Origin of the sequence: Bradyrhizobium sp. CSS354 (assembly GCF_029051725.1) — a bacterium.
Classification (GTDB): domain Bacteria; phylum Pseudomonadota; class Alphaproteobacteria; order Rhizobiales; family Xanthobacteraceae; genus Bradyrhizobium.
In genome coordinates this window covers 286,350-306,449 of sequence record NZ_JAACFU010000006.1, presented here as the reverse complement: position 1 = coordinate 306,449, position 20,100 = coordinate 286,350, and the positions used below count along the sequence as shown (strand labels likewise).

The 20,100-nt window shown below is 63.0% G+C and carries 21 protein-coding genes; 10 read left to right on the top strand and 11 right to left on the bottom strand.

Annotation, left to right across the window (positions count from 1 at the left end):
- The first annotated feature begins 31 nt into the window (after positions 1–31).
- Complete coding sequence (locus tag GWG67_RS17125; RefSeq protein ID WP_275170441.1) at positions 32–925, top strand: LysR family transcriptional regulator; 894 nt, start codon at positions 32–34, stop codon at positions 923–925.
- Between the two features lie 15 nt (positions 926–940).
- Here GWG67_RS17125 and GWG67_RS17120 read toward each other — a convergent pair whose 3' ends face one another.
- Positions 941–1,858: an intradiol ring-cleavage dioxygenase gene (locus GWG67_RS17120; RefSeq protein ID WP_275170684.1), complete on the bottom strand. Its 918-nt coding sequence runs from the start codon at positions 1,856–1,858 to the stop codon at positions 941–943.
- A gap of 170 nt (positions 1,859–2,028) precedes the next feature.
- Between GWG67_RS17120 and GWG67_RS17115 the strand changes: the two genes are divergently transcribed.
- On the top strand, positions 2,029–3,303 hold the full coding sequence (locus GWG67_RS17115; protein WP_275170440.1) for a serine hydrolase: 1,275 nt from the start codon (positions 2,029–2,031) through the stop codon (positions 3,301–3,303).
- A gap of 48 nt (positions 3,304–3,351) precedes the next feature.
- Here the strand turns inward: GWG67_RS17115 and GWG67_RS17110 are convergent, their stop codons facing one another.
- The 4 genes from GWG67_RS17110 to GWG67_RS17095 all read right to left on the bottom strand — a co-directional run bounded on the left by GWG67_RS17110 (position 3,352) and on the right by GWG67_RS17095 (position 6,876).
- Complete coding sequence (locus tag GWG67_RS17110; RefSeq protein WP_275170439.1) at positions 3,352–4,671, bottom strand: TRAP transporter large permease; 1,320 nt, start codon at positions 4,669–4,671, stop codon at positions 3,352–3,354.
- Positions 4,668–5,183, bottom strand: a complete 516-nt coding sequence (locus GWG67_RS17105) for a TRAP transporter small permease (RefSeq protein WP_275170682.1) — start codon at positions 5,181–5,183, stop codon at positions 4,668–4,670. The genes GWG67_RS17110 and GWG67_RS17105 overlap by 4 nt, the downstream gene beginning before the upstream one ends.
- Before the next feature lie 84 nt (positions 5,184–5,267).
- Positions 5,268–6,266, bottom strand: a complete 999-nt coding sequence (locus GWG67_RS17100; protein WP_275170438.1) for a TRAP transporter substrate-binding protein — start codon at positions 6,264–6,266, stop codon at positions 5,268–5,270.
- 376 nt (positions 6,267–6,642) lie between these two features.
- Positions 6,643–6,876 carry a hypothetical protein gene (locus GWG67_RS17095; RefSeq protein ID WP_275170437.1) on the bottom strand — a complete coding sequence of 78 codons (234 nt, stop codon included), beginning with the start codon at positions 6,874–6,876 and terminating at the stop codon, positions 6,643–6,645.
- A gap of 138 nt (positions 6,877–7,014) precedes the next feature.
- Here GWG67_RS17095 and GWG67_RS17090 point away from each other — a divergent pair, with 138 nt between their 5' ends.
- The 3 genes from GWG67_RS17090 (at position 7,015) to GWG67_RS17080 (ending at position 10,316) form a co-directional block, all read left to right on the top strand.
- The gene (locus tag GWG67_RS17090) at positions 7,015–7,359 is read left to right on the top strand and encodes a DUF1236 domain-containing protein (protein ID WP_275170436.1); all 345 of its coding nucleotides are present in this window, start codon (positions 7,015–7,017) and stop codon (positions 7,357–7,359) included.
- Between the two features lie 350 nt (positions 7,360–7,709).
- A complete protein-coding gene (locus GWG67_RS17085; protein WP_275170681.1) occupies positions 7,710–9,167 on the top strand; it encodes a sensor histidine kinase in 1,458 nt (485 codons plus the stop codon).
- Positions 9,168–9,182: 15 nt separating this feature from the next.
- Positions 9,183–10,316, top strand: a complete 1,134-nt coding sequence (locus GWG67_RS17080) for a mandelate racemase/muconate lactonizing enzyme family protein (protein WP_275170435.1) — start codon at positions 9,183–9,185, stop codon at positions 10,314–10,316.
- 77 nt (positions 10,317–10,393) lie between these two features.
- Here GWG67_RS17080 and GWG67_RS17075 read toward each other — a convergent pair whose 3' ends face one another.
- The 5 genes from GWG67_RS17075 to GWG67_RS17055 form a co-directional block, all read right to left on the bottom strand.
- A complete protein-coding gene (locus GWG67_RS17075) occupies positions 10,394–11,944 on the bottom strand; it encodes a heme peroxidase family protein (RefSeq protein ID WP_275170434.1) in 1,551 nt (516 codons plus the stop codon).
- Positions 11,945–12,141: 197 nt separating this feature from the next.
- Positions 12,142–12,414: a hypothetical protein gene (locus tag GWG67_RS17070; protein WP_275170433.1), complete on the bottom strand. Its 273-nt coding sequence runs from the start codon at positions 12,412–12,414 to the stop codon at positions 12,142–12,144.
- Between the two features lie 160 nt (positions 12,415–12,574).
- A complete protein-coding gene (locus tag GWG67_RS17065; protein WP_275170432.1) occupies positions 12,575–13,306 on the bottom strand; it encodes a cytochrome c biogenesis CcdA family protein in 732 nt (243 codons plus the stop codon).
- A gap of 206 nt (positions 13,307–13,512) precedes the next feature.
- On the bottom strand, positions 13,513–13,779 hold the full coding sequence (locus GWG67_RS17060) for a hypothetical protein (protein WP_106942703.1): 267 nt from the start codon (positions 13,777–13,779) through the stop codon (positions 13,513–13,515).
- Positions 13,780–13,793: 14 nt separating this feature from the next.
- Positions 13,794–14,111 carry a hypothetical protein gene (locus GWG67_RS17055; RefSeq protein ID WP_275170431.1) on the bottom strand — a complete coding sequence of 106 codons (318 nt, stop codon included), beginning with the start codon at positions 14,109–14,111 and terminating at the stop codon, positions 13,794–13,796.
- Between the two features lie 203 nt (positions 14,112–14,314).
- Here GWG67_RS17055 and GWG67_RS17050 point away from each other — a divergent pair, with 203 nt between their 5' ends.
- The 5 genes from GWG67_RS17050 (at position 14,315) to GWG67_RS17030 (ending at position 18,891) form a co-directional block, all read left to right on the top strand.
- Positions 14,315–15,361, top strand: coding sequence for a LysR family transcriptional regulator (locus GWG67_RS17050; RefSeq protein WP_275170430.1), 1,047 nt, complete (start codon positions 14,315–14,317; stop codon positions 15,359–15,361).
- A 29-nt stretch (positions 15,362–15,390) separates the two neighbouring features.
- A complete protein-coding gene (locus GWG67_RS17045; RefSeq protein ID WP_026233304.1) occupies positions 15,391–15,762 on the top strand; it encodes a helix-turn-helix domain-containing protein in 372 nt (123 codons plus the stop codon).
- 374 nt (positions 15,763–16,136) lie between these two features.
- Positions 16,137–17,486: a murein L,D-transpeptidase gene (locus GWG67_RS17040; RefSeq protein WP_275170429.1), complete on the top strand. Its 1,350-nt coding sequence runs from the start codon at positions 16,137–16,139 to the stop codon at positions 17,484–17,486.
- 111 nt (positions 17,487–17,597) lie between these two features.
- Positions 17,598–18,419 carry an enoyl-CoA hydratase gene (locus tag GWG67_RS17035; protein WP_275170428.1) on the top strand — a complete coding sequence of 274 codons (822 nt, stop codon included), beginning with the start codon at positions 17,598–17,600 and terminating at the stop codon, positions 18,417–18,419.
- A gap of 187 nt (positions 18,420–18,606) precedes the next feature.
- Positions 18,607–18,891, top strand: coding sequence for a hypothetical protein (locus tag GWG67_RS17030; protein ID WP_275170427.1), 285 nt, complete (start codon positions 18,607–18,609; stop codon positions 18,889–18,891).
- 33 nt (positions 18,892–18,924) lie between these two features.
- On the opposite strand, the gene GWG67_RS17025 is transcribed toward GWG67_RS17030, so the two are convergent.
- The gene (locus GWG67_RS17025) at positions 18,925–20,004 is read right to left on the bottom strand and encodes an isocitrate/isopropylmalate dehydrogenase family protein (RefSeq protein ID WP_275170426.1); all 1,080 of its coding nucleotides are present in this window, start codon (positions 20,002–20,004) and stop codon (positions 18,925–18,927) included.
- Positions 20,005–20,100: the final 96 nt, after the last annotated feature.

Here is a 20,100-nt window from a genome sequence, read left to right as displayed (position 1 = left end):
TATCTGGACAGACCGTCTCGCTGGTGGAACGATGGACCTGCTCGCACTCGCCGATTTCAATCTTGTCGCCCGGCACGGCGGGTTCGGACGGGCCGCACGGGCCGCCGGACGCCCGAAAGCCACCCTGTCCCGGCGGGTCGCCGAGCTCGAAGCGGCCCTCGACCTCCGTCTGTTCGAACGGGGAGCGCGCGCCTTGAAACTCACCCAGGAGGGACGCGCCCTTTACGAGCGGACAGGGGCCTTGCTCACCGAACTCGACGAGACGGCAACAGCGATCGCGTCGGGTGGGGACAGGCCGCGGGGGCGCTTGCGGATCAGCGCGCCTTTGCTGTTCTCGCAGACTGCAATGGGAAACCTCGCGGCCGGGTTCGCGCTCAAATATCCGGAGATCCGTCTTGAGGTCACGACGGAAGATCGCTCCGTCGACATGGTGGAGGAAGGGTATGATCTGGTGATCCGGGTCAATCCCGATCCGGATGACAGCCTGGTCGGACGAATCTTTCTGCGCGATCGGCTGGTGGTCGTGGCGAGCCCGGACCTGAAACGACCGCGGGGCAATCTCGCTGTGCCGGCAGTCATGCGCGGACCGGGCGACCGGAAAACAAGCTGGGACGTGACGGTGCCAGGCGGACAATCGCGCATCGCGATTGATCCGGTCCTTCGCCTGGCATCGCTCATCATGGTGCGCGACGCTGTCCGGGCCGGCGTCGGCGCCGCGCGCCTTCCGGTGTCACTGGTCAGTCACGACCTCGCTGCCGGCACGCTGGTGCTTTGGGGCGACATCGAGGGACCGGAGATCGCGTTGTGGACACTCTATCCTTCACGCCGGCTCCTAAGCGCGCGCGTATCCGCCTTCCTCGACTTCATGAAGGAAGCCTTTCCAACGGGGGCACCTGACGAACTGGCGGCCTTTATCGGGCGCTGACCCGTCCGCGATCTCTCAGGCCGGCTCCGCCGCCTTCACTCCGAGCGGTTTCGGCGCCATGCCGCCGCCGGGCTTGAGGTGGAATTCGTAGGTCATCAGGTGCCACTGCCCGTTCGCCTTGGTGCCGTTGGGCATCTCCGGGTCGCTGCGCGGTTCGACCTTGGCGACGAGGTCGTCCTTGACGCCGAACACCACGTCGGAATCCAGATATTTGTCGCCGTCCATGAAGACGTGGGTGATCAGCGGCTCGTAGCCCTTGGCATTGACCAGGAAGTGCACATGCGCCGGGCGCATCGGGTGGCGGTTGGTCTGCACGATCATCTCGCCGACTGGACCGTCGGTCGGGATCGGGTAGCTGCACGGCAAGATGGTGCGGAAGAAGAAGCGGCCATCGCTATCGGTGATGAAGCGCGCCCGTGCCGAGGCGCCGACCTCGTCATAGTTCGGCTTCTGCGAGTCGTAGAAGCCGTCATCGTCGGCATGCCAGACGTCGACGGGGACATTCGCGAGCGGCTTGCCCTTGAGATCGGTGACACGGCTCTGCACGAACATCCGTTCGCCGGTTTGATTGTTCGGTGAGATGTCGGTGCCGTGCGCCGTCACCTTGTGCTCGCCGACATAGAACGGCCCGAGCACGGTGGTCTGGGTGGCGCCCTCGCGCTCGCGGTGGTTGACCGCGTCGACCAGCATGGAAATGCCGAGCACGTCGGAGAGGAGGATGAATTCCTGGCGGGTGTCCGTGCATTTCTGGCCGGTGCGGGTCAGGAAATCGACGGCGTATTCCCACTCCTCGAAGGTGAGGCCGGTCTTGCTCACGTAATCGTGCAGCGACTTCACCAATTCCTGGAGCAGGAATTTCGCGCGGGGGTTTGGCGTATTGTCGAAACTCCGGACGACGGCTTCGGTGAGTTCGGTCTCGTTGAACTGGGTCATGGTGCGTTTGCCTGCGTTTTTCATTCGCCCGTCGGGGATCTTTTGGGCTGCTTGGAGGCGTTCCAAGGTGAAGCCTACACCAAACAACCGGCCGGCGTTAAGCGCGACCGGCTTGGAATGAGACCGCCATTTCGGCTATCAACGTCGGACAAAACTGCCCGGAGGAACTGATGCTCGCCCCCACCCCCGCCTCGCCCGAATCCGTCGGCATGTCCAAGGCCGCGCTCGACCGCGTCGATGCGCATCTGAAGAGCCGGTACATCGATGCCGGTCGCTTCCCGGGCACGCATCTCCTGGTCTATCGCCGTGGCAAGATCGCCCACAGCTCGGTGCAGGGTTTTGCCGACGTCGAGCGCAAGCTGCCGGTCAAGGACGACACCATCTACCGCATCTATTCCATGACCAAGCCGCTCACCAGCGTCGCCTTCATGATGCTGGTCGAGCAAGGCCTCGTCGCGATCGATGAGCCGGTCGCCAAGTACATTCCGGAATGGAAGGATCTCGGCGTGTTCGTCGCCGGCACCGCGCCGGCCTTCCTGACCCGTCCGCCCTCGCGGCCGATGCTGATCGTCGACCTCCTGCGCCACACCTCCGGGCTGACTTACGGCTTCCAGCAGCGCTCGAACGTCGATGCCGCCTACCGCGCTGAAAAGATCGGCGAGGTCGAGAAGTCAGGCACGCTGCAGACCATGATCGAGAGCCTCGCGAAAATCCCGCTGGAGTTCTCGCCGGGCGAGGCCTGGAACTACTCGGTTTCGACCGACGTGCTCGGCTACCTCATTGGCAAGATCTCCGGCATCCCCTTCGAGCAGTTCCTGAAGCAACGCATCCTCGATCCACTCGGCATGACCGACACTGATTTCCACGTGCCGGCTTCCAAGGCCCACCGGTTCGCCGCCTGTTACTCGGCCGACCCGGGTGGCGGCATGACCTTCCATGCCGGCCAGCGGCGCGAGGGACTGACATTGCAGGACGACCCCACGACGAGCTCGTTCCTGTCGCCGCCGTCCTTGATCTCGGGAGGCGGCGGGCTGTGCTCGACGATGGCCGACTATCTCACCTTCTGCCGTGCGCTTCTCAACGGCGGCGAGCTCGGCGGCGTCAGGTTGATCGGGCCGAAGACGCTGGCGCTGATGACGACCAACCACATTCCGGGCGGCCGCTCTCTCCCCGAGGTGTCGCGCTCGCTGTTCTCCGAAGCGACCTATAACGGCATCGGCTTCGGCCTCGGCTTCGCCGTGACCATGCGCCCGGCCGAAACGCTGGTCGCCGGCAGCCCCGGTGAATACAATTGGGGTGGCGCGGCCACGACGTCGTTCTGGATCGATCCGGCCGAGGAGCTGATCACCATCTTCATGACGCAGGTGCTGCCATCCAGCGCCTACCCGCTTCGGCGCGAGCTGCGCAGCATGGTCTACGCCGCGATCACCGAGAGCAATCTCTAGGCAAATGCCCTGATCCCGCGGCGTCAGAGCCGCGGGATCACGCCCCGCTCATTTCAACATCTCCGGCACGATCAGACGCGGCAGGAACAGCGACACGCTTGGCCAGACGATGACTGCCGCCAGCACGAGCAGCATCGGAATCAGCATGATCACCGTGTCCTTCAGGGCATAGCGCAGCCGTACGCCAGCGATCGAACAGGCGATCATCAGACATAAGCCATAGGGTGGGGTCACCAGCCCGAAGGCGAGCGATATGATGGAAATGATCGCGAACTGGACGGGATGGAGGTCTACGGACCTGGCGAGCGGCTCCAGCACAGTGCCGACGATGATGATCGCCGGAATAGCGTCGAGGAAACAGCCCACCACCAGAAAGCAGAGCGCGATGAAGAAGCCGGCCCCGATCGCGCCCATGCCCCAGGTCGAGACGTTGGCCAGCAGCTCCTGCGGAATCTTGTAGTAGGCCAGCAGCCAGCCGAACGCGCTTGCGGTGCCCACGCAGAACAGCGCGACGCCTGCCAGACGCCCGGTGTCGAGCAACGCCTTGTAGAGTTCGCGCGCGCCGGTTTCACGGTAGAAGAACGTCGACAGCGCAACGGAATAGAGCACCGCGACGCAGGCGGACTCCGTTGCGGTGAACCATCCGAGCAGAATGCCGCCGACAATGATGAACGGCGTCATCAGCGCCGGTATCGACCGCCAGATGGCGCAGCGCATCTCGACCCAGCTTGCTTTCGGATAGGTCGGATAACCGCGACGCGTCGCGTAGACATGCACGGTCGCCATCTGCGCGCCCGCGATCAGCAGACCCGGTACGATGCCGGCCAGGTACATCGCGGCGATCGAGGTCGAGATCAGCCCGCCCCAGACGATCATCAGGATCGAGGGCGGGATGATGACGGCGAGCACCGCCGAGACCGCGGTGATGGCGATGGAGAACGAGAGGTCGTAGCCCTCCTTGGTCTGGGCATCGATGAAGATCTTGGACTGGCTCGCCGCGTCCGCGGTGGAGGAGCCGGAGATGCCGGCAAAGAACACCGACAGCACGACGTTGATCTGCGCCAGCGACCCCGGCCAGTGCCCGACCATCGAGCGGGACAGCGCCACCAGCCGGTCGGTGATGCCGCCGATGCTCATCAAATTGGCGGTGAGCAGGAAGAACGGCACCGCCAGCAGGATGAATGAATTATAGGCGTTGAAGGTTTCCTGCGCGAGCGTCATCAGCGACAGATGCGGCTCGATCAGCAGGATCGGCACGCAGGCAAGGCCAAGCGCGAAGGCAACCGGTACGCGTATGATGAGCAGGCCAACGAAAGTACCGAACAGGACCATCGCGGCCTGTCCGGCAGAAAGAACATTGCCGCTCATTGATTTGCCCCAACCAGAATCCGCATCTCGTCGACAATCTGTTCACCGGCGAACACGATCCAGGTCACGCCGGCAACCGGCCAGGCGACGTGGATCAGCCAAAGCGGCAGATCGGCCAGCTCCGACGTTCTGTTCCAGGCAAAACGGGTAAACTCGAGTCCGGCGGATACGAACACCAGCGCCAGCGCCAGCACGCCGAGTCGCGCAAGAATCCGCACCATGGCCTCGCTTCGGCGTGACAGATTAGGCCAGACGTCGACTTCAAAATGCTGCGACTCTCTGATGCCGACCATCGCACCGATCATGATTGTCCAGATGAACATGAACCGCGCCATCTCCTCGGTCCAGATGTAGGACGGAATCAGTGGCGTGTAGCGCGAGATGATCTGCAACGTGACCGGAATGACCAGAATGCCGACCGAGGCGGCGAGCAGAATTTCCAGCAGTTTTGCATAGGCCGCCGTTGCTCGGCGCCATGGCGACGGGTTCGGCGGCATCGATATTTCAGTCATCATGTCTCCGGGGGATCACAATCACGCAATGGGGCAAGCCGTCCGGCTTGCCCCGACGTCCTGTCACGTGGGCGGCGACAGTTCTCAGACGACGTTGATCTTCTCGAAAATGCCTTCCGCGCCGATTTCCTTGGCGTAGGTGGCCATCACGGGATCGGCGAGCTTCTTCATGGCGTCCCGCTCTTCGAAAGGAACGCGCTTGAGCTTGCCGGCCTTCTCGAGCGTGTCGAGCTTGACGACCTCTTCGCTCGACTCCAGTTGCCGGCCGTAGTCGCCGGCCTCCTTGCCGGCCTTCATGATCGCGTCCTGCAACTCCTTCGGCAGGGTCTTCAATGTCTTCACCGAGAAACAGATCGGCCGGATCGACACGGCGTGCTGGGTCAGGTTGAGATGCGGGGCCACTTCGTAGAACTTCATCGCCTCGACGCCCGCCGCCTCGTTCTCGCCGGCCGATATCACGCCGTTCTGGATCGCGTTGTAGATCTCGTTATAGGCGATCACCGTCGGGCTCATGCCCACGGCGGCAAAGGTCTTCGACCAGATCGGCGCGCCTTGTACGCGCACCTTGAGGCTCTTGAGGTCGGCCAGGTTCTTGAGCGGCTTGTTGGCGAAAATGTTGCGGATGCCACCGCCGGAATAGCCGATCAGAACGACCTCGGCCTTGGCCGCGACTTCGTCGGCGATCGGCGCCAGGATATTGGCTTCGACGACCTTGTTCATGTGTTCGATGCCCTTGAACACGAAGGGCGCATCGATGAACGGGGCCGCCTTGGCGAAGGTCGACATGTGAGCCGGCGAGACGATGCCGTAATCGACGGCTTTGCCCTGCGACATGTACTCGAAATACTGCTTTTCGAGGCCGAGCGAGGAATTCCTGTGCAGCGTGAAGTTGACGGGCTTGCCGTAGTACTTCTTCACCAGCTCTTCGAACCGGAGCAGTGCCCGGTTGAAGGCGTGGTCGTCGTTGAACTGGACCGCGCCGTTCAGCGTGATCGGCGACTGCGCCCGGATGATCGACGGCATGCCAATCGCAGCCGCCGCAGTGGTCGCGCCGATCCCAGCGAGAAATGATCTTCGCTTCATCGTCTCCCCTCCTTTTGATGCTCCGGCCCTGTCGCCGGGCCGTGAGCGCAGCCGGTATGCGGCTTGCGAGTGGGAAGCGTATGAAAAACGTCGGCGCGACGGAAGTCATTTCGTGTGCGCGGGAGGTCCTCTTCGTCGCAGGGCCACCACTTTTCGCGAACTGTTGCACTGCAACTTGCGTCCAGCCGATGCCTTGGGAGGCTGAGGGGCGGCCTCCTCCGCAGACAGATGGCTTGCGGACCTGTGCGCTGCACGCACAGACCCGCTCGCCTTCCAGTGCGCTTTAATGCAAATGGCCGATCAGATAGATGCCGCCGCCGAGCACCAGCACGGCCGGCACGGCCCACAGAGTCAGAACTGGCATTTGTCATCCTCCTCAGTTCGACGTGCAGACCTTGACGGTCTTCATGCCGCTTTCAGCCTCGGTGCGCGACTTGTAGATCGTGCCTGACGGGCTGACGACGGTCATGGACGTGTCCGTCGGCTTCTTGTCGACGATCGTGCACTTCTTGGTCTTGACGTCCTGCACGACGTAGAACTCGTCGGCCGCGAACGCCGGCAGGGATATTGCCGCAACCATCAGTGCTGCAGTGGCAATTTTTAGCTTCATCTGTAGTCCTCCTCCAGAGCCCGAGCCGTTTCGCCCGGTCATCTACAAACGGGAAAAACCGGCAATTAGTTCCAGGGGCCGGGAACGCCGTCCGCGATGAGGGGTTGTTGCGGCGCATCTTCAAACGAGGAGAACGAGATGAAGAAGTTGTTCCTGCTTTCCGCCGCGGCGGCTCTGATTTCGACCGGTGCTTTCGCGCAATCCACCGTCGTGACCACGACCGGGACCGGCCATGCGGCAGCCGTTCAGATCGAGCCGCAGTACCGAACCAAGATCAAATCCTACGTCACCGAGCACCGTATCCGTCCGGTGACGACGAAGGAAAAGATCGTTGTCGGTGCGGCGGTGCCGAGCGACGTCGAGCTCGAGGCCGTTCCGGCCGACTGGGGCCCGTCCCTCACGAAATATCGCTACGTCTACTCCGGCGAACGCGTGATGCTCGTCGATCCCGGCTCGCGCACGGTCGTTCAGGAAATTGATTGATCCAGGTGTCGGGCGGCTGCCTTGAAGGCGGCCGCCCTCTCCGGGAGTTGAAGTTATGAAATCGCATCGTGAGGCCCGGATCGCCGGGCTCAGCCTGGCGGCCGTCTACGCCATGTGTCTACTACTGACCGCAGTCAGCATGAGCTGAGGCGCAGGCATCCCGACTGCGCTGTAAGTGTCGCCTCTAGACGGTTCGTCCAGCTGCGCAAAAAAATATGGCGCAGCGCAAATCCCGCCCCTATGGTCTCCCAAAATCATAAATCCGGCGCTCGCCTGCGCTGGAACCGGGACGCCTGCGTTTGTCAAAGCTCACTTTGCCGGTCCGGCTCGCTCTTCTGGTCACGGGAACGATGTTGCCGCTGATCGTCTTCGCGGTCGGTATTGCCGTCTACAATTACAAGCAGGACCGCAACGACGCGACCCGCCGCGTGCTGGAGAACGTGCGCAGCATGCGCCTCGTGCTGGACTCCGAGGTGCAGCGGATGACCGGCGGCCTGCAGGTGCTTGCGCTGACGAATTCGCTGCGCAATGACGACTTCCAGAATTTCCGCCGCATCGCGCTCGGCTTCGTCGATCAGTACGGCAAGGGCGGCCTCGTGTTGATTTCCGATCGCAAGGGCCGGCTGTTGTGTTCCTCCGCGACCGAGGACACCGCGAGCCTGCCGCCACGCGGTCATCTCGAGGTCATCGAGAAGGTGTTTGCGACCAGATCGCCGCAATATTCCGACCTGTTCACCGGCGCGATCAACGGCCGGCAGGTTCTTACGGTCGAGGTTCCGGTGCTCCGCGACGGCGAAGTGATCTACGACCTCTGCTTCAGCCCGCCCGTCAGCATCTTTCAGGACCTGGTCGAGAAGCAACGGCCCGACCGGGATTGGACGGTTTCCCTGCTCGACACCAAGGCCTTCGTATTCGCGCGCACGCCGAATCCGACGGAGACGTTCGGCAAACGGGCTACGGGCACACTGTATGAGAGTATGTTGCGCACGCCGGAAGCCGCACTCTCGACGGTTTCGCTCGACGGTGTTGCGTTGTCCACCGTCTATACGGGGTCACGGCTGACCGGCTGGACCATCGTGGCCGGCGTCGCCGAGAGCTCGCTGATCGCGCCGCTCTGGCGCAACATCGCGATCACCAGCCTGATCGGCGGCATCCTGCTGCTGACCGGCCTGACCTTCGCGGTCAGGATGGCAACCACGATCGCGCGCGGCGAGATGCTGCACAATCTCCTGATCGACGAGCTCAACCATCGCGTCAAGAACACGCTCGCCTTGATGCAGGCGATCGCAGTGCAGACTTTCCGCAGCGCCAGCCGGGACGAGCGGACGAAATTCGAGGGTCGGCTGGGCGCGCTGGCCGAAGCGCACAATTTGCTGAGCCAGGAGAAATGGGCGGGCTCCGAGCTGCGGGAGGTGATCACCCGCGCGCTACAGCCGTTCCTGCTGAACAATCCAGAGCGCATCCGCATGACTGGCCCCCCGGTGCCGCTGTCGCCGCGGCTCGCCGTGGTGCTGTCGATGATCGTGCACGAGATCGCCACCAATGCCGCGAAATACGGTGCGCTGTCCAACGAGACCGGCCGGGTGACGCTGGGGTGGGAGGTCCTTGCCGAGGCGCCAAAGCCGCGGCTGCGCCTGATCTGGACCGAGATCGGCGGACCGACGGTGACAGCGCCGGTGCAGCGCGGCTTCGGCTCACGCCTGATCGAGCGCAGTGCGCGCGACCAGCTCGGCGGCGAGGCAACGGTCGACTTCCTGCCCCGCGGCGTGGTCTGCACGGTGATTTGCACGCTGGACGAGGCGCGATGAACGGAGACATCGGCGATGAAGATTGCAAGCATTCACACGCACATCCTCGAAGCAAAGCTGTCGCAGCCCTTTGCCTATTCGCGCGCCTGGTACGACACACGCACCGCGATGCTTGTCGAGATCGAGACCGATAACGGCCTTGTCGGCTGGGGTGAATGCTATGGTCCGGCACGCATCACGGCGGCGGTGGTGCAAAGTATCGCGCCGTGGCTGATCGGCGAAGATCCGTTGCGCACGGACGTGCTGTGGCAGATGGTTTACGCGCGCTTGCGCGATCACGGCCAGAAGGGCGTCGTGATCCAGGGGATGAGCGGTATCGACATCGCGCTCTGGGACATCAAGGGCAAGCATTTTGGCGTACCCGTGCATCAGCTTCTTGGCGGCGCCGCGCGCAAGCAGGTTTCGGCCTATGCGACCGGTCTCTACCGACGCAGGTCAGGCGATCCGCTGACCTATCTGCCGGAGGAAGCGGCGGGTTATGCCGCCGAGGGATTCCGCGCCGTGAAGCTGAAAGTCGGTTTCGGCATCGCGGAGGATGCCGCGGTCACCCGCGCGGTGCGCGAAGCGATCGGCCCCGATGTCGCGCTGATGGTCGATGCGAACCACGCCTATGACGCGGTCGCGGCGATCCGGCTCGGCCGCCTGATCGAGCGCCATGACATCGGATGGTTTGAGGAGCCGGTGCCGCCGGAGGACCTCGCGGGCTATCGCGCAGTGAAATCCGCGCTCACGATTCCGGTCGCCGGCGGCGAGTGCGAATTCACGCGCTTCGGCTTTCGCGAGCTGTTCGTCTCGCACGCGCTTGACATCGCCCAGCCCGACACCTGCGCGGCAGGTGGATTGAGTGAATGCAAAAAGATTGCCGACATGAGCGAGGCGTTCGGCATCCGCTACAATCCGCACGTCTGGGGCACCGGCATCGCGATCGCCGCCTCGCTCCAGCTCCTCGCCGTGCTGCCCTCGCACACGCCGACTTCGCTGTCACCGCTCGAGCCGATGCTTGAATTCGACCGCACCGAACATCCGATCCGGCAGGCCATTTTGAAGGAGCCGATCGAGCACGCGAAGGGCATCGTGCGAGTCCCGGACGGCCCGGGACTTGGCATCGAGATCGATCGCGGGGCGTTTGCGCGATTTGCGGCGAATTAACGCATGGACTTGCCTCGCCGGCGCCGAACTGGGCCGCCTCGCGGCCCAGTTCGTGTGTCCGCCGGATCGCCAAACCTCTAGACGGTCGAGATGCCGTCGATCGGGCTGATGTCCCCGACAAAGCGCAGCAGGTCGGCCATCGTGAATTCGCCCGGCACTTTTGATGGAAGTGTTGGCTTCCAGCTCTTGCCCTTGAGCCAAAGGTACGATTGATGATCGCCATGGACGAGGCCGACAAAAACCTCGGCAAGAAGCGTCGCTCCAACCGGTCCGAGCCTTTCGCCGCCGCCCCGCTGCTCCGCCTCCTTGAGGATGTAGTACCAGAGCGGGGTGTGTTCGTGCAGACCATGCGTCTTCGCTACCGCACCGTCGGTCCCCTTCGAGATTTCGGCCGGCGTCAGAGGATTTTTGATTTTCATGGCCTTGGCGATGTCCTGCCCGGACGGCAATCCCAACAGCACCCCGCGCTTGAGATTTCGGAACGGCAGGCTGCTGCCGTCACCAGGCAAGGTGTGGAGTTGCGGCACGACAAAGGGGTCGATCTTGCGAGACGGATTGAATGCAACACCTGGCGGATTGGACGGCAGAATCTCGTGGAAGCGGCGCCAGTCAATAATCCAGTTGCTTGAGAGCACCGGAAGCGGGAGCGGCGGTTGAATCGGATTGGGCGCGAGATCTCCGATGATTCCTCCCGAAAGCCCTGTAAACTTGAACAGCAGATCGAGCGTCGCAGGAACGACGCCGCCAGGCGTGAAGATTCTGTTGTGGCTATAGACCTCGCGGACCATGCTGTGGCCGAGACGGTAGACCGCGGCGGAAAACTCAACAGGCATGTAGGGTGTCTTCTTGAAGCGGTAGAAGCGCCGTCCCTGCTCGAGGATCTTCGCCACCATGCCTTTTTCGGTGATCCGCTCCACAAAATCGTGCAAGACCATCCATTGATAGTGCCAGGTGACCATCCGGCGCGCTTCTTCGAAGATCTCGCCCTGCGGCTTGCCTGACGCAACGAGCTGATCGCAGACCTTGTTGTGAAACTTCAGCATCGCAAGGTGAGTTTGCGCAACCAGCAGATTCTCGTCATTGCGATGGTCGCCGATCAGGGCAAACCCTTCGGGACTGCGCGGAAGGTCGTTACGATGATCTCCCGTGATGTTACCGGCACCGACGTTGACGGTTTTGCCGATCAGCAGCTTGGGACCCGGGCTCTTGCCATTGTCGCTCGCCGAATTGCGCGCGTACAAATGGCGACTTCCGTCCGGTCCCAGACCGTAGACGCTGTCGAGATCGAGCGCCGGTGTACGAAAATTCTCGACGGCCGTTGGATCGGCCTCCTTGTCGCCAAAGGAGGTCAGATCCAGTGTGATGTCATGATCGATGAATTGCCCGAGATAGGTAAAGCCGGCAGGTACGTTGGCACTGTTTCCCGTGGGATCGCCTGGGGTGGGATCCTTCATCGCATCGGCGAGTGCATGGAGCGGACCGTCGTCGACGGCCAGCGGTTCGAGAGTCGGAAACATCCGACCAAACATGCCCGGATCTTCGTGTCCGGAAAGCGTATCCAGAAATTGCCGCGTCGGGTGACGTCCGGCTTTGCCATGACCGGGTTGAACGTTGACTTCGGTTCCCATCGATTGCTCCTGCGCAAAATGCTGTGAGGAAGAGGGGCGCCGGGATTGTCGATTGGTCAAAAATTCTCGTTTCAGTATACGCTTTTGAAATTTGCCCCTCTGGGTGCAGTAGAATGAAATATTACCTCAGATTGCATCCGAAGTGTGTCCTTGCGGGCGAGGCGTTTTGCCCCACCCGGACCCGCTCAGTTGATCGCCTAGCGCTTCGCGGCGAACCGCGCCCAGATCTCGGCGTCGGTGTAGAAGTCGACGCCGCCATCCAGATCTCTCACGAGCCACTCGCCGAGATAAACAATTTGAGCGCCGCTGCGCCGCTCGTGCCGGAGCTCGAACTTTCCTTCGGCATCCCTTTGGAGCGAGCAGGTTGACTGGACCCAATTCGGCCACTCCGGCAACGGTTGACCTACAAATTGCCAAGCAACCAAAGCGACGTTGTTCGACAAGGATTCTAAGAGCAGTGTCTTGGTCACGAGATCTCCACCATGCGGTTTCCGCTCCTCCAACGTCTCGGGATGGAAAAGGTTTGATTTCGTTGGGCTCCGCAGTGCGAGCATGGCCGGAGGTCCTCAACGGTTCCTTTCAGGTTTCATCCGTGAAAACCCGGTCTCCCGCTGGTGCCTCCGCTGCGCCCTAACCGAACGTCTGCAACGCCGGAAACGTCTCCAGCAGCCAGATGCTCACATTCGAGACCGCGCCGGTGAGAAATCCAATGCCGGTGATCACCATCAGGACGCCCATGGCGCGCTCGACATTGACGAGATGGCCCTTCATGCGCGCGAACAGGGTGGAAAACTGCTCGATCATCAGGGCGGCGATCAGGAAGGGAATGCCGAGGCCGGCCGAATAGACCGCGAGCAGGCCGGCGCCCTTCGTCACCGTCGCTTCGGCCGCGGCGACCGAGAGGATCGCGGCGAGGATCGGGCCGATGCAGGGCGTCCAGCCGAAGGCAAAGGCGAGCCCCATCACATAAGCGCCCCAGAGGCCGACGGGCTTGGGCGCGGTCAAGCGTCCCTCGCGCATCAACAGACCGATTCGCGTCAGGCCCAGGAAGTGCAGGCCCATGACGATGATGACGATGCCGGCGAGGATCGAGAGTTCGGCCGACCAGGCGCGGATCAGCCCGCCGATCAGCGAGGCGCTGGCGCCGAGCGCCACGAACACCGTGGAGAAGCCGAGCACGAACAGGAGCGCCGACATCATGATCGCGCGTTTGGAGACTGATGCGGGCTCGTCGCTTTCGACATGCTCGATCGTCGCGCCCGTCAAATAGATCAGGTAGGGCGGGACCAGCGGCAGGACGCAAGGGGAGAGGAAGCTGACGAGGCCGGCAATCAGCGCCGCCGGGATCGAAACATTTTGCATGATGCAGTCGGAGCCATCTCAGGCGCCGATGCGGCGCGCGGGGAATGCGCGCGGCCCGGAGCCGAACCGGCTCTGGTGTAGCCGATGCCAGCGAATGCGCAACTGAGGCGCTCAAAACCAGGGCTCCTCCCGATGCCGTCTGTGATCACAGATGCGGCATCGGGACACGCACAAATCTCGCCAAAAAGCGAGGCTCGGCGGCGCGGCTACTTCACCACGCGGAGCAGCGGACGCCGGGGCTGGTCCTGCGTCTGCTTGGAGGGGGGCTGCGGTTCGCTGGTCGCGCTCCGCAACATTTCGTCGCACAGTGCCTTGAGATCGGCACTGTCAATTCCTTTGAGTTTCATCCGCACGTCCAGGATGACAATGGACAGCAGCTCGGCCGACTCGCGGCTGTTGCTCTCGTTGAGCACCCGGCGGCACTCTTCGAGCGTTTCCAGCACCGACTGCAATTGTTCGTCTGAATGCGACACCGGCGTTCTTTCCGCTAATTCGGCCTGTGAGACGTGGTTGTGACGACCGCTTTGGCCCCCATGGAGCGTCGAGGATAACACGAGGCCACTGCGCCCCCGAACATGATTTCAGTGTGTTTCTGCCTTGAAACCGCGGTTCCGGCGCGTGCCGCTTCGCCCCGCCGGCCGTCGTCGAAGCGCTCAGTCGTCGAACGCTCGATGGTAAAACACTCGGTGGTAAAACGCTCGGTGGTAAAACGCTTGGCGTACTGCAATTGATCCATCTCGGAAGGCGTCACCGGCTCGCGCGCAAGGACGTTCATTGCGGACAGCGCCGACGATCCCGCAGCCATGTCACGGCTCACAACGGAACTCACGCCACACCCCTCATACGGGCGATGGTTTGCCCGATTTCCAGCCCTTGTTCCCAGTCCTGGCAGCACCAGAATACCACTGCGGCGCAGTAAGGATGACGTTCAAAACTCGTCGTTCCCCAACCCGCCGTGGTTGTGGTTTGCCCAAGATTCTGCCAGTTTAGCGACCCGAAGGGACTTGTATGCACTCCTTGGCGGAAAGGGGCGTTCCACTGGAGGAACGCCCAAAGACAAACATCAGCGGCCTGTCGGACTGGGATGCGGCGCGCATTTTCCTGGAAGTCGTCCGATGCGGAAGTTTCCGCTCGGCGGCCGAGCGCCTGTCGCTGTCGATCAACGCCGTCCGCCGCCGGATCGATGATTTCGAACGCCAGACCGGCACCACCCTGTTCACCCGCGACGTCCACGGCACCCGTCTGACCGACGAAGGCGCGCTGGTGGTCTCCGCCGTCGAGAAAATGGAGGCGGCTGCCTTCGACGTGCTGCGCACCAGCGATTCGACAGCGAACGCCCTGTCCGGCGAAGTCCGCGTCGCAGTCACCGAGGGACTTGGCACATTCTGGCTCGCCCCGCGACTGGTCGAATTCCAGCAGGCCTATCCGAAGATCCTGGTCGACCTGCACTGCGCGATGCGCTCGGCCGACGTCTCCCGCCACGAGGCCGACGTCGCCATTCACCTGTCGCGGCCTTCCGCGCTCGACGTCAAGCTGGTGCGGCTCGGCCGCATGCATCTGATGTTCTGGGCCTCCGAGAAATACATTTCAAAACATGGCGCGCCGCGCTCGGCGATGGAGTTGATCAAGCACCGCCTGGTGCTGCAGTTCGCCGACCAGCTCGACGCCAAGCAAACTTTCGAGAGCTTCTTCCCCGGCGTTCCGGAGCGTGACCTTCTGGTCATGAAGACCAACGTCTCGAGCGCCAATTACTGGGCGGTCGCGAATGGCGCCGGAATCGGCGTATTCCCGAGCTACGCCGTTGCGCTTGGCGGGAAGTTGATTCCACTGGAGATCGAGCTGAACAGATCGCTGGATATCTGGTTGTCCTACCACCCTGGTAGCGGCCGGATTCCGCGCGTGCGGCACATGATTGACTGGCTGATCGAAGCCTTCAATCCGGCGCGTTTCCCGTGGTTTAAGGAAGAGTTCGTGCACCCGCATGAATTCAAGGACGAGTATATGGGCGAACCCCTGACCCAGCTCTTCGGGGGGTTTTCAACCGAAGACCGATGAGAAAAAAGATGAAGACAGCGGCGAAGAGAATGAAGCAGCGCAGTGCCGGCAAGCCGGACATTGAGCTGGGCAAGCGGATCCGTCTGCGGCGCGTCGAGATGAAGGTCTCGCAGGCCGAGCTCGGCGAGAAGCTCGGCGTCAGTTTCCAGCAGGTCCAGAAGTACGAGAAGGGCGTCAATCGCGTCGGCGCAGCTCGGCTTCAGCAGATCGCCACCGCCCTCGATGTGCCCGTGACCTTCTTCTATGACGGCGACAACAAGGCGCGCGAAGTCGAGAGCCTGCTCTTCCTGGACTCGGCCTTCAGCCTCCGCCTGCTGCGCGCCTATAGCAAGATCAAGGACCAGACGGTGCAGCGTCAGCTCGTCTCGCTGATGGAATCGATCGCAGCGAACGAAGCCTGAGCCGATCGGCGCCCGCGCCTTTCCGCCCGATGTTCAATCCGCCGCGTCACGGGGCGCGGCTGGATTGGACGAGACCCGGACGAGATCTATCCGGCCCGCGTGCTTGCGCGGACTTCTCGGGGCGGCATGACCGCCCCTTTTTGTTGACCATTTTTCCCGCCGTCGCCCGCAGTTTGCGCGAACCCATTCCGGCCCTGTCGCGACCCAATCCAGACACCGCCGTCCGACGTGCGGAGCTCGCGATGCGCCGTGCTTAAGGGAGCCGCAACTGGGAGGCGCTAGCCTCCCGCCGATTTCTCGAATCAGCGCGACGACCGGGAATTGCCGATGCGAGCGCCCATCCGGGCCTCGTTCTCATGGGGAAGATGGGACACATGTCGAAACGCCATGCGATGATCATTGCCGTCGGCATGCTTGCGAGCGCCTCCGCGCTTGCTCAGACCGAGACCATTGGACAGGCTGGGCCCAAGCCGGCGACTGCGGCTGGCACGGTGCCGGCCACCGCCAATCCGGCCCACGCAGCCGCACCGAAAACTGCCGCGCCGGCGTCCGCTTCGACGGCAGAGAGCCGCTCGGCCGCCGCGCTCGCGCTGACCCACGAGCCGACCTATGACGAGGGCTCCGCCCAGCGCATCAAGGATGCAGCGCTGAGCTATTCTGATCTCGCCGTGCGCGGCGGCTGGCCGGCGATCCCGGCAGACGCCAAATTCGCGCCCGGCGTCCAGGGCGCCCATGACGATCTCCTGCGCAAGCGGCTGATCGTCTCCGGCGATCTTGCCGCCGACAAGGCGAGCGGCGCCTTCGACCAGGATCTCGCCGACGCCGTGAAACGCTTCCAGGCCCGCCACGGCCTCGCGCCGACCGGAACGATGACGCCCCGCACGATCGCGGCGATGAACGTGCCGGTGCAGAAGCGCATCCGACAGCTGGAGGCTTCGCTGCAGCGGCTCGAGAACATGAATTTCGGCTTCGGCCAGCGCTATGTCGTCGTCAACATCCCCGCCGCCTTCGCCGAAGCGATCGAGAACGACGTCGTGGTGAGGCGCTATCGCGTGATCGTCGGCAAGACCGAAAAGCCCTCGCCGACGCTGACGACCCAGATCAGCAGCGTCGTTCTCAATCCGACCTGGACGGTGCCCGCCTCGATCGCCAAGACCGAGATCTCCGCGCATATGCGTAAGGACCCCACCTATCTGTCGCGCATGCACATGGAGGTGCTCGACGCCCACGACAATCCGATCGACCCAAATTCGGTCGACTGGTCGGGCACGCATACGCCGAATTTCACCGTGCGCCAGCACAACGGCACGTTCAACGCGCTCGGCGCGGTCAAGATCGACATGCCGAATTCCTATTCGGTCTACATGCACGACACCAACCAGCGCAATCTGTTCAGCGACGATTACCGCTTCGATTCTCATGGCTGCTCGCGCGTCGACAATGTGCGCGATCTCGCCGCCTGGCTCTTGAAGGACCAGCCGAAATGGAGCCGCGCCGCGATCGACGCGGGCATCGCCAGCGGCCAGCATCTCGAGGTCGCTATGGCGAAGAAAGTGCCGGTGGCCTGGATCTACCTCACGGCGTGGATGACCAAAGACCAGACCGTCCAGTTCCGCAACGACGTCTATCACCAGGACGAGCAGCTGCTGGAGGCCACCGCCGAAGAGGCGGCATTCTTCAGCAGTGCCGGCAGCCATCCGTTAACGGCGCACATGACGAGATAGACCGCGCCATGCAATCGCGGCACAGGCGGCTGCAAAGCCACCTCCGTTGCCGCGGTTGACGCTGGCCTCGCCCCGGCCGAACATTGCGCCTCGCCAACGAAAGCGAGCGCGATGTCCGACATATCAAGCACGACCGAAATTCCCTACGCCGACGGCAAGATCCTCAAGCACACAGCCGGTGGCGTCGGCGTGATCACCTTCAACAATCCCGACAAGCGCAACGCGATGTCGCTGGAGATGTGGGAGGGATTTGGCGAGGCGCTGACAGCCTTGCGCGACAACGCTGCCGTGCGGGTCGTGATCCTGCGCGGCGCCGGTGGCAAGGCCTTCGTGTCGGGCGCCGACATCAGCCAGTTCGAGAAGACGCGCCACAACGCAGCTGCCTCCGAGGAATACGCAAAACGCAGCGCCGTCCAGCGCGCGCTGCTTGCCGATTATCCCAAGCCGACGATTGCCTGTATCCAGGGCTTCTGTCTGGGCGGCGGCATGCAGGTGGCGATGCTCGCCGACATCCGCATCGCCTCCCATGGAAGCCAGTTCGGCATTCCCGCGGCGAAACTCGGTATCGCCTACGGTTATGATGGCTTGAAGCACCTGGTGTCGCTGGTCGGACCGTCCTGGGCCCGGCTCCTGATGTACACGGGCATGCGCATCGATTCCACCGAAGCGCTGCGCATCGGGCTGGTCGAGCGCGTGGTTCCGGAGGATCAGCTCTGGGGCGAGACCATGGGCATCGCCGAGACGATCTCGCAAAATGCGCCGCTCGCGATCAAGGCCGCCAAGCTCACCATCGCGCAAGTGCTAAAGGATGAAAGCGCGCGCGACATGGAGGCGATCAGGGCGGTCGGCAACGCCTGCATGGACAGTGGCGATTTTCGCGAGGGCCGGCAGGCCTTCATGGAAAAGCGCAAGCCGCAGTTCCAGGGACGGTGACTCCGTCGTCAGCGAGCAAAATGAAACAATCCAGAGTGCCTCTGTCTGCTCGTCCCCTGGCTCGTCGCAGTGACGGCAGGCAACGTGAACATGCATTCAGGAAGATTAAATTCCCACGCCCCTGCAACACCATAGCAACCAGCTGATTTGCCGGAAGTTCTCTCGCCATCAAACGAGGGAGATTGCGATGAAACTCAAATTTGCTGTTGTTGGTCTGGCCGCCCTGGGCGGCGCCGCGCTCGCATCAGGACAGGCACTCGCGGCAATGCCGAACGGCATTCCGCAGGCTGACCGTATCGCGAGCGGCCCGGCAGCCGAAGTCGATCAGGTTCGTTGGGTGTGTAACCCGTGGGGCCGCTGCTTCTGGCGTCCGAATTATTACGGCGCCTACGGCTATTACGGCGGCCCGCGACGCTTCTACGGCGGGCGTCCCTGGGGCTGGGGCGGCCACCGCCACTGGCGTCGCTGGTGAACCACGAGGGGCCGAGAGGCCCCTCTTCTTCGACTACAGAGCCCCGAGCACCGCCTTCGTGATGTCGGCGGTGCCGTTGCTGCCGCCGAACTCCATCGGCTTGAGGCCGCCGGCGTAGATCTCATCAACGGCGCGCTCAATTTGCTCGCCGGCCTCGGCCGCACCCTCGACGCCGTGCTTGTCGGCGAGCCAGTCCAGCATCATTGCAGCCGACAGGATCATCCCGGTGGGATTGGCCTTGCCCTGCCCCATGATGTCGGGCGCGGTGCCGTGGCACGGCTGGAACACGGCATATTTGTCCCCGATGTCGGCCGACGGCGCCATGCCGAGGCCGCCGATCAGGCTCGCGGTGATGTCGGAGACGATGTCGCCGAACATGTTCTCCATCACCATCACGTCGAAGTCCCAGGGGCGCTTCACCAGCATCGCCGAGCAGGCATCGACATAGAGCCGATCGGTCTTCACCTCCGGATGACGCTTGGCGATCTCGTCGAAAATGCCGCGGAAGAACGCAAAGGCCTTGAACACGTTCGCCTTGTCGACGCAAGCCAGCATCCCCGGCTTGCCGCGCGCCTTGCGCCGCTCGGCGAGGCGAAACGAGAACTCGAACAGGCGCTCGGACGTCTTGCGCGTGATCACCATGGTTTCGCGCGCGTCCTCGTGGGTGACGACGCCCTTGCCCATCGAGGCGAACAGGCCCTCGGTGGACTCCCTGATCACGACGAGATCGATTCCACGCTGGTCGGCGCCGACGATCGGGCTCGGCACGCCCGGAATGAGCCGCGCCGGGCGCACACCGGCATAGAGATCGAAGATGAAGCGCAGCTCGATCTGCGGCGCGATCTCAGTGTTATCAGGATAGCGCACCGACGGCAGGCCGCATGCGCCGAGCAGGATCGCGTCCGCCTCCTCGCACAGCTTGATCGTGGTGTCGGGCATCGATTTGCCGGTGGCAAGATAGTTGGTGGCACCCGCCGGCGCCTCGGTGAAGCGGAAGCTCAGGCCGGATTTCGTCTCGATCTTGCGCAGGACTTCGATGGCCGGCGCCATGACTTCGGGACCGATGCCGTCACCGGCGAGCACGGCAATGTGGAAGGCGTTATTTGCGGACATGGGAAGCCTCAGGAGGAGCGAGCTAAGTCGTCATTGCGAGTGAAGCGAAGCAATCCAGAACTGCATCTGCGGAGACAATCTGGATTGCTTCGTCGC

What these genes read in the sequence shown, in the direction of transcription:
- GWG67_RS17055 (WP_275170431.1), bottom strand. Translation starts at nt 14,111, where the DNA reads ATGGCTGCGGGATCGTCGGCGCTGTCCGCAATGAACGTCCTTGCGCGC.
- GWG67_RS17025 (WP_275170426.1), bottom strand. Translation starts at nt 20,004, where the DNA reads ATGTCCGCAAATAACGCCTTCCACATTGCCGTGCTCGCCGGTGACGGC.
- GWG67_RS17065 (WP_275170432.1), bottom strand. Translation starts at nt 13,306, where the DNA reads ATGCAAAATGTTTCGATCCCGGCGGCGCTGATTGCCGGCCTCGTCAGC.
- GWG67_RS17100 (WP_275170438.1), bottom strand. Translation starts at nt 6,266, where the DNA reads ATGAAGCGAAGATCATTTCTCGCTGGGATCGGCGCGACCACTGCGGCG.
- GWG67_RS17075 (WP_275170434.1), bottom strand. Translation starts at nt 11,944, where the DNA reads ATGGGAACCGAAGTCAACGTTCAACCCGGTCATGGCAAAGCCGGACGT.
- GWG67_RS17095 (WP_275170437.1), bottom strand. Translation starts at nt 6,876, where the DNA reads ATGAAGCTAAAAATTGCCACTGCAGCACTGATGGTTGCGGCAATATCC.
- GWG67_RS17085 (WP_275170681.1), top strand. Translation starts at nt 7,710, where the DNA reads ATGTTGCCGCTGATCGTCTTCGCGGTCGGTATTGCCGTCTACAATTAC.
- GWG67_RS17120 (WP_275170684.1), bottom strand. Translation starts at nt 1,858, where the DNA reads ATGACCCAGTTCAACGAGACCGAACTCACCGAAGCCGTCGTCCGGAGT.
- GWG67_RS17115 (WP_275170440.1), top strand. Translation starts at nt 2,029, where the DNA reads ATGCTCGCCCCCACCCCCGCCTCGCCCGAATCCGTCGGCATGTCCAAG.
- GWG67_RS17040 (WP_275170429.1), top strand. Translation starts at nt 16,137, where the DNA reads ATGTCGAAACGCCATGCGATGATCATTGCCGTCGGCATGCTTGCGAGC.
- GWG67_RS17110 (WP_275170439.1), bottom strand. Translation starts at nt 4,671, where the DNA reads ATGAGCGGCAATGTTCTTTCTGCCGGACAGGCCGCGATGGTCCTGTTC.
- GWG67_RS17045 (WP_026233304.1), top strand. Translation starts at nt 15,391, where the DNA reads ATGAAGCAGCGCAGTGCCGGCAAGCCGGACATTGAGCTGGGCAAGCGG.
- GWG67_RS17030 (WP_275170427.1), top strand. Translation starts at nt 18,607, where the DNA reads ATGAAACTCAAATTTGCTGTTGTTGGTCTGGCCGCCCTGGGCGGCGCC.
- GWG67_RS17105 (WP_275170682.1), bottom strand. Translation starts at nt 5,183, where the DNA reads ATGACTGAAATATCGATGCCGCCGAACCCGTCGCCATGGCGCCGAGCA.
- GWG67_RS17125 (WP_275170441.1), top strand. Translation starts at nt 32, where the DNA reads ATGGACCTGCTCGCACTCGCCGATTTCAATCTTGTCGCCCGGCACGGC.
- GWG67_RS17090 (WP_275170436.1), top strand. Translation starts at nt 7,015, where the DNA reads ATGAAGAAGTTGTTCCTGCTTTCCGCCGCGGCGGCTCTGATTTCGACC.
- GWG67_RS17035 (WP_275170428.1), top strand. Translation starts at nt 17,598, where the DNA reads ATGTCCGACATATCAAGCACGACCGAAATTCCCTACGCCGACGGCAAG.
- GWG67_RS17080 (WP_275170435.1), top strand. Translation starts at nt 9,183, where the DNA reads ATGAAGATTGCAAGCATTCACACGCACATCCTCGAAGCAAAGCTGTCG.
- GWG67_RS17050 (WP_275170430.1), top strand. Translation starts at nt 14,315, where the DNA reads ATGCACTCCTTGGCGGAAAGGGGCGTTCCACTGGAGGAACGCCCAAAG.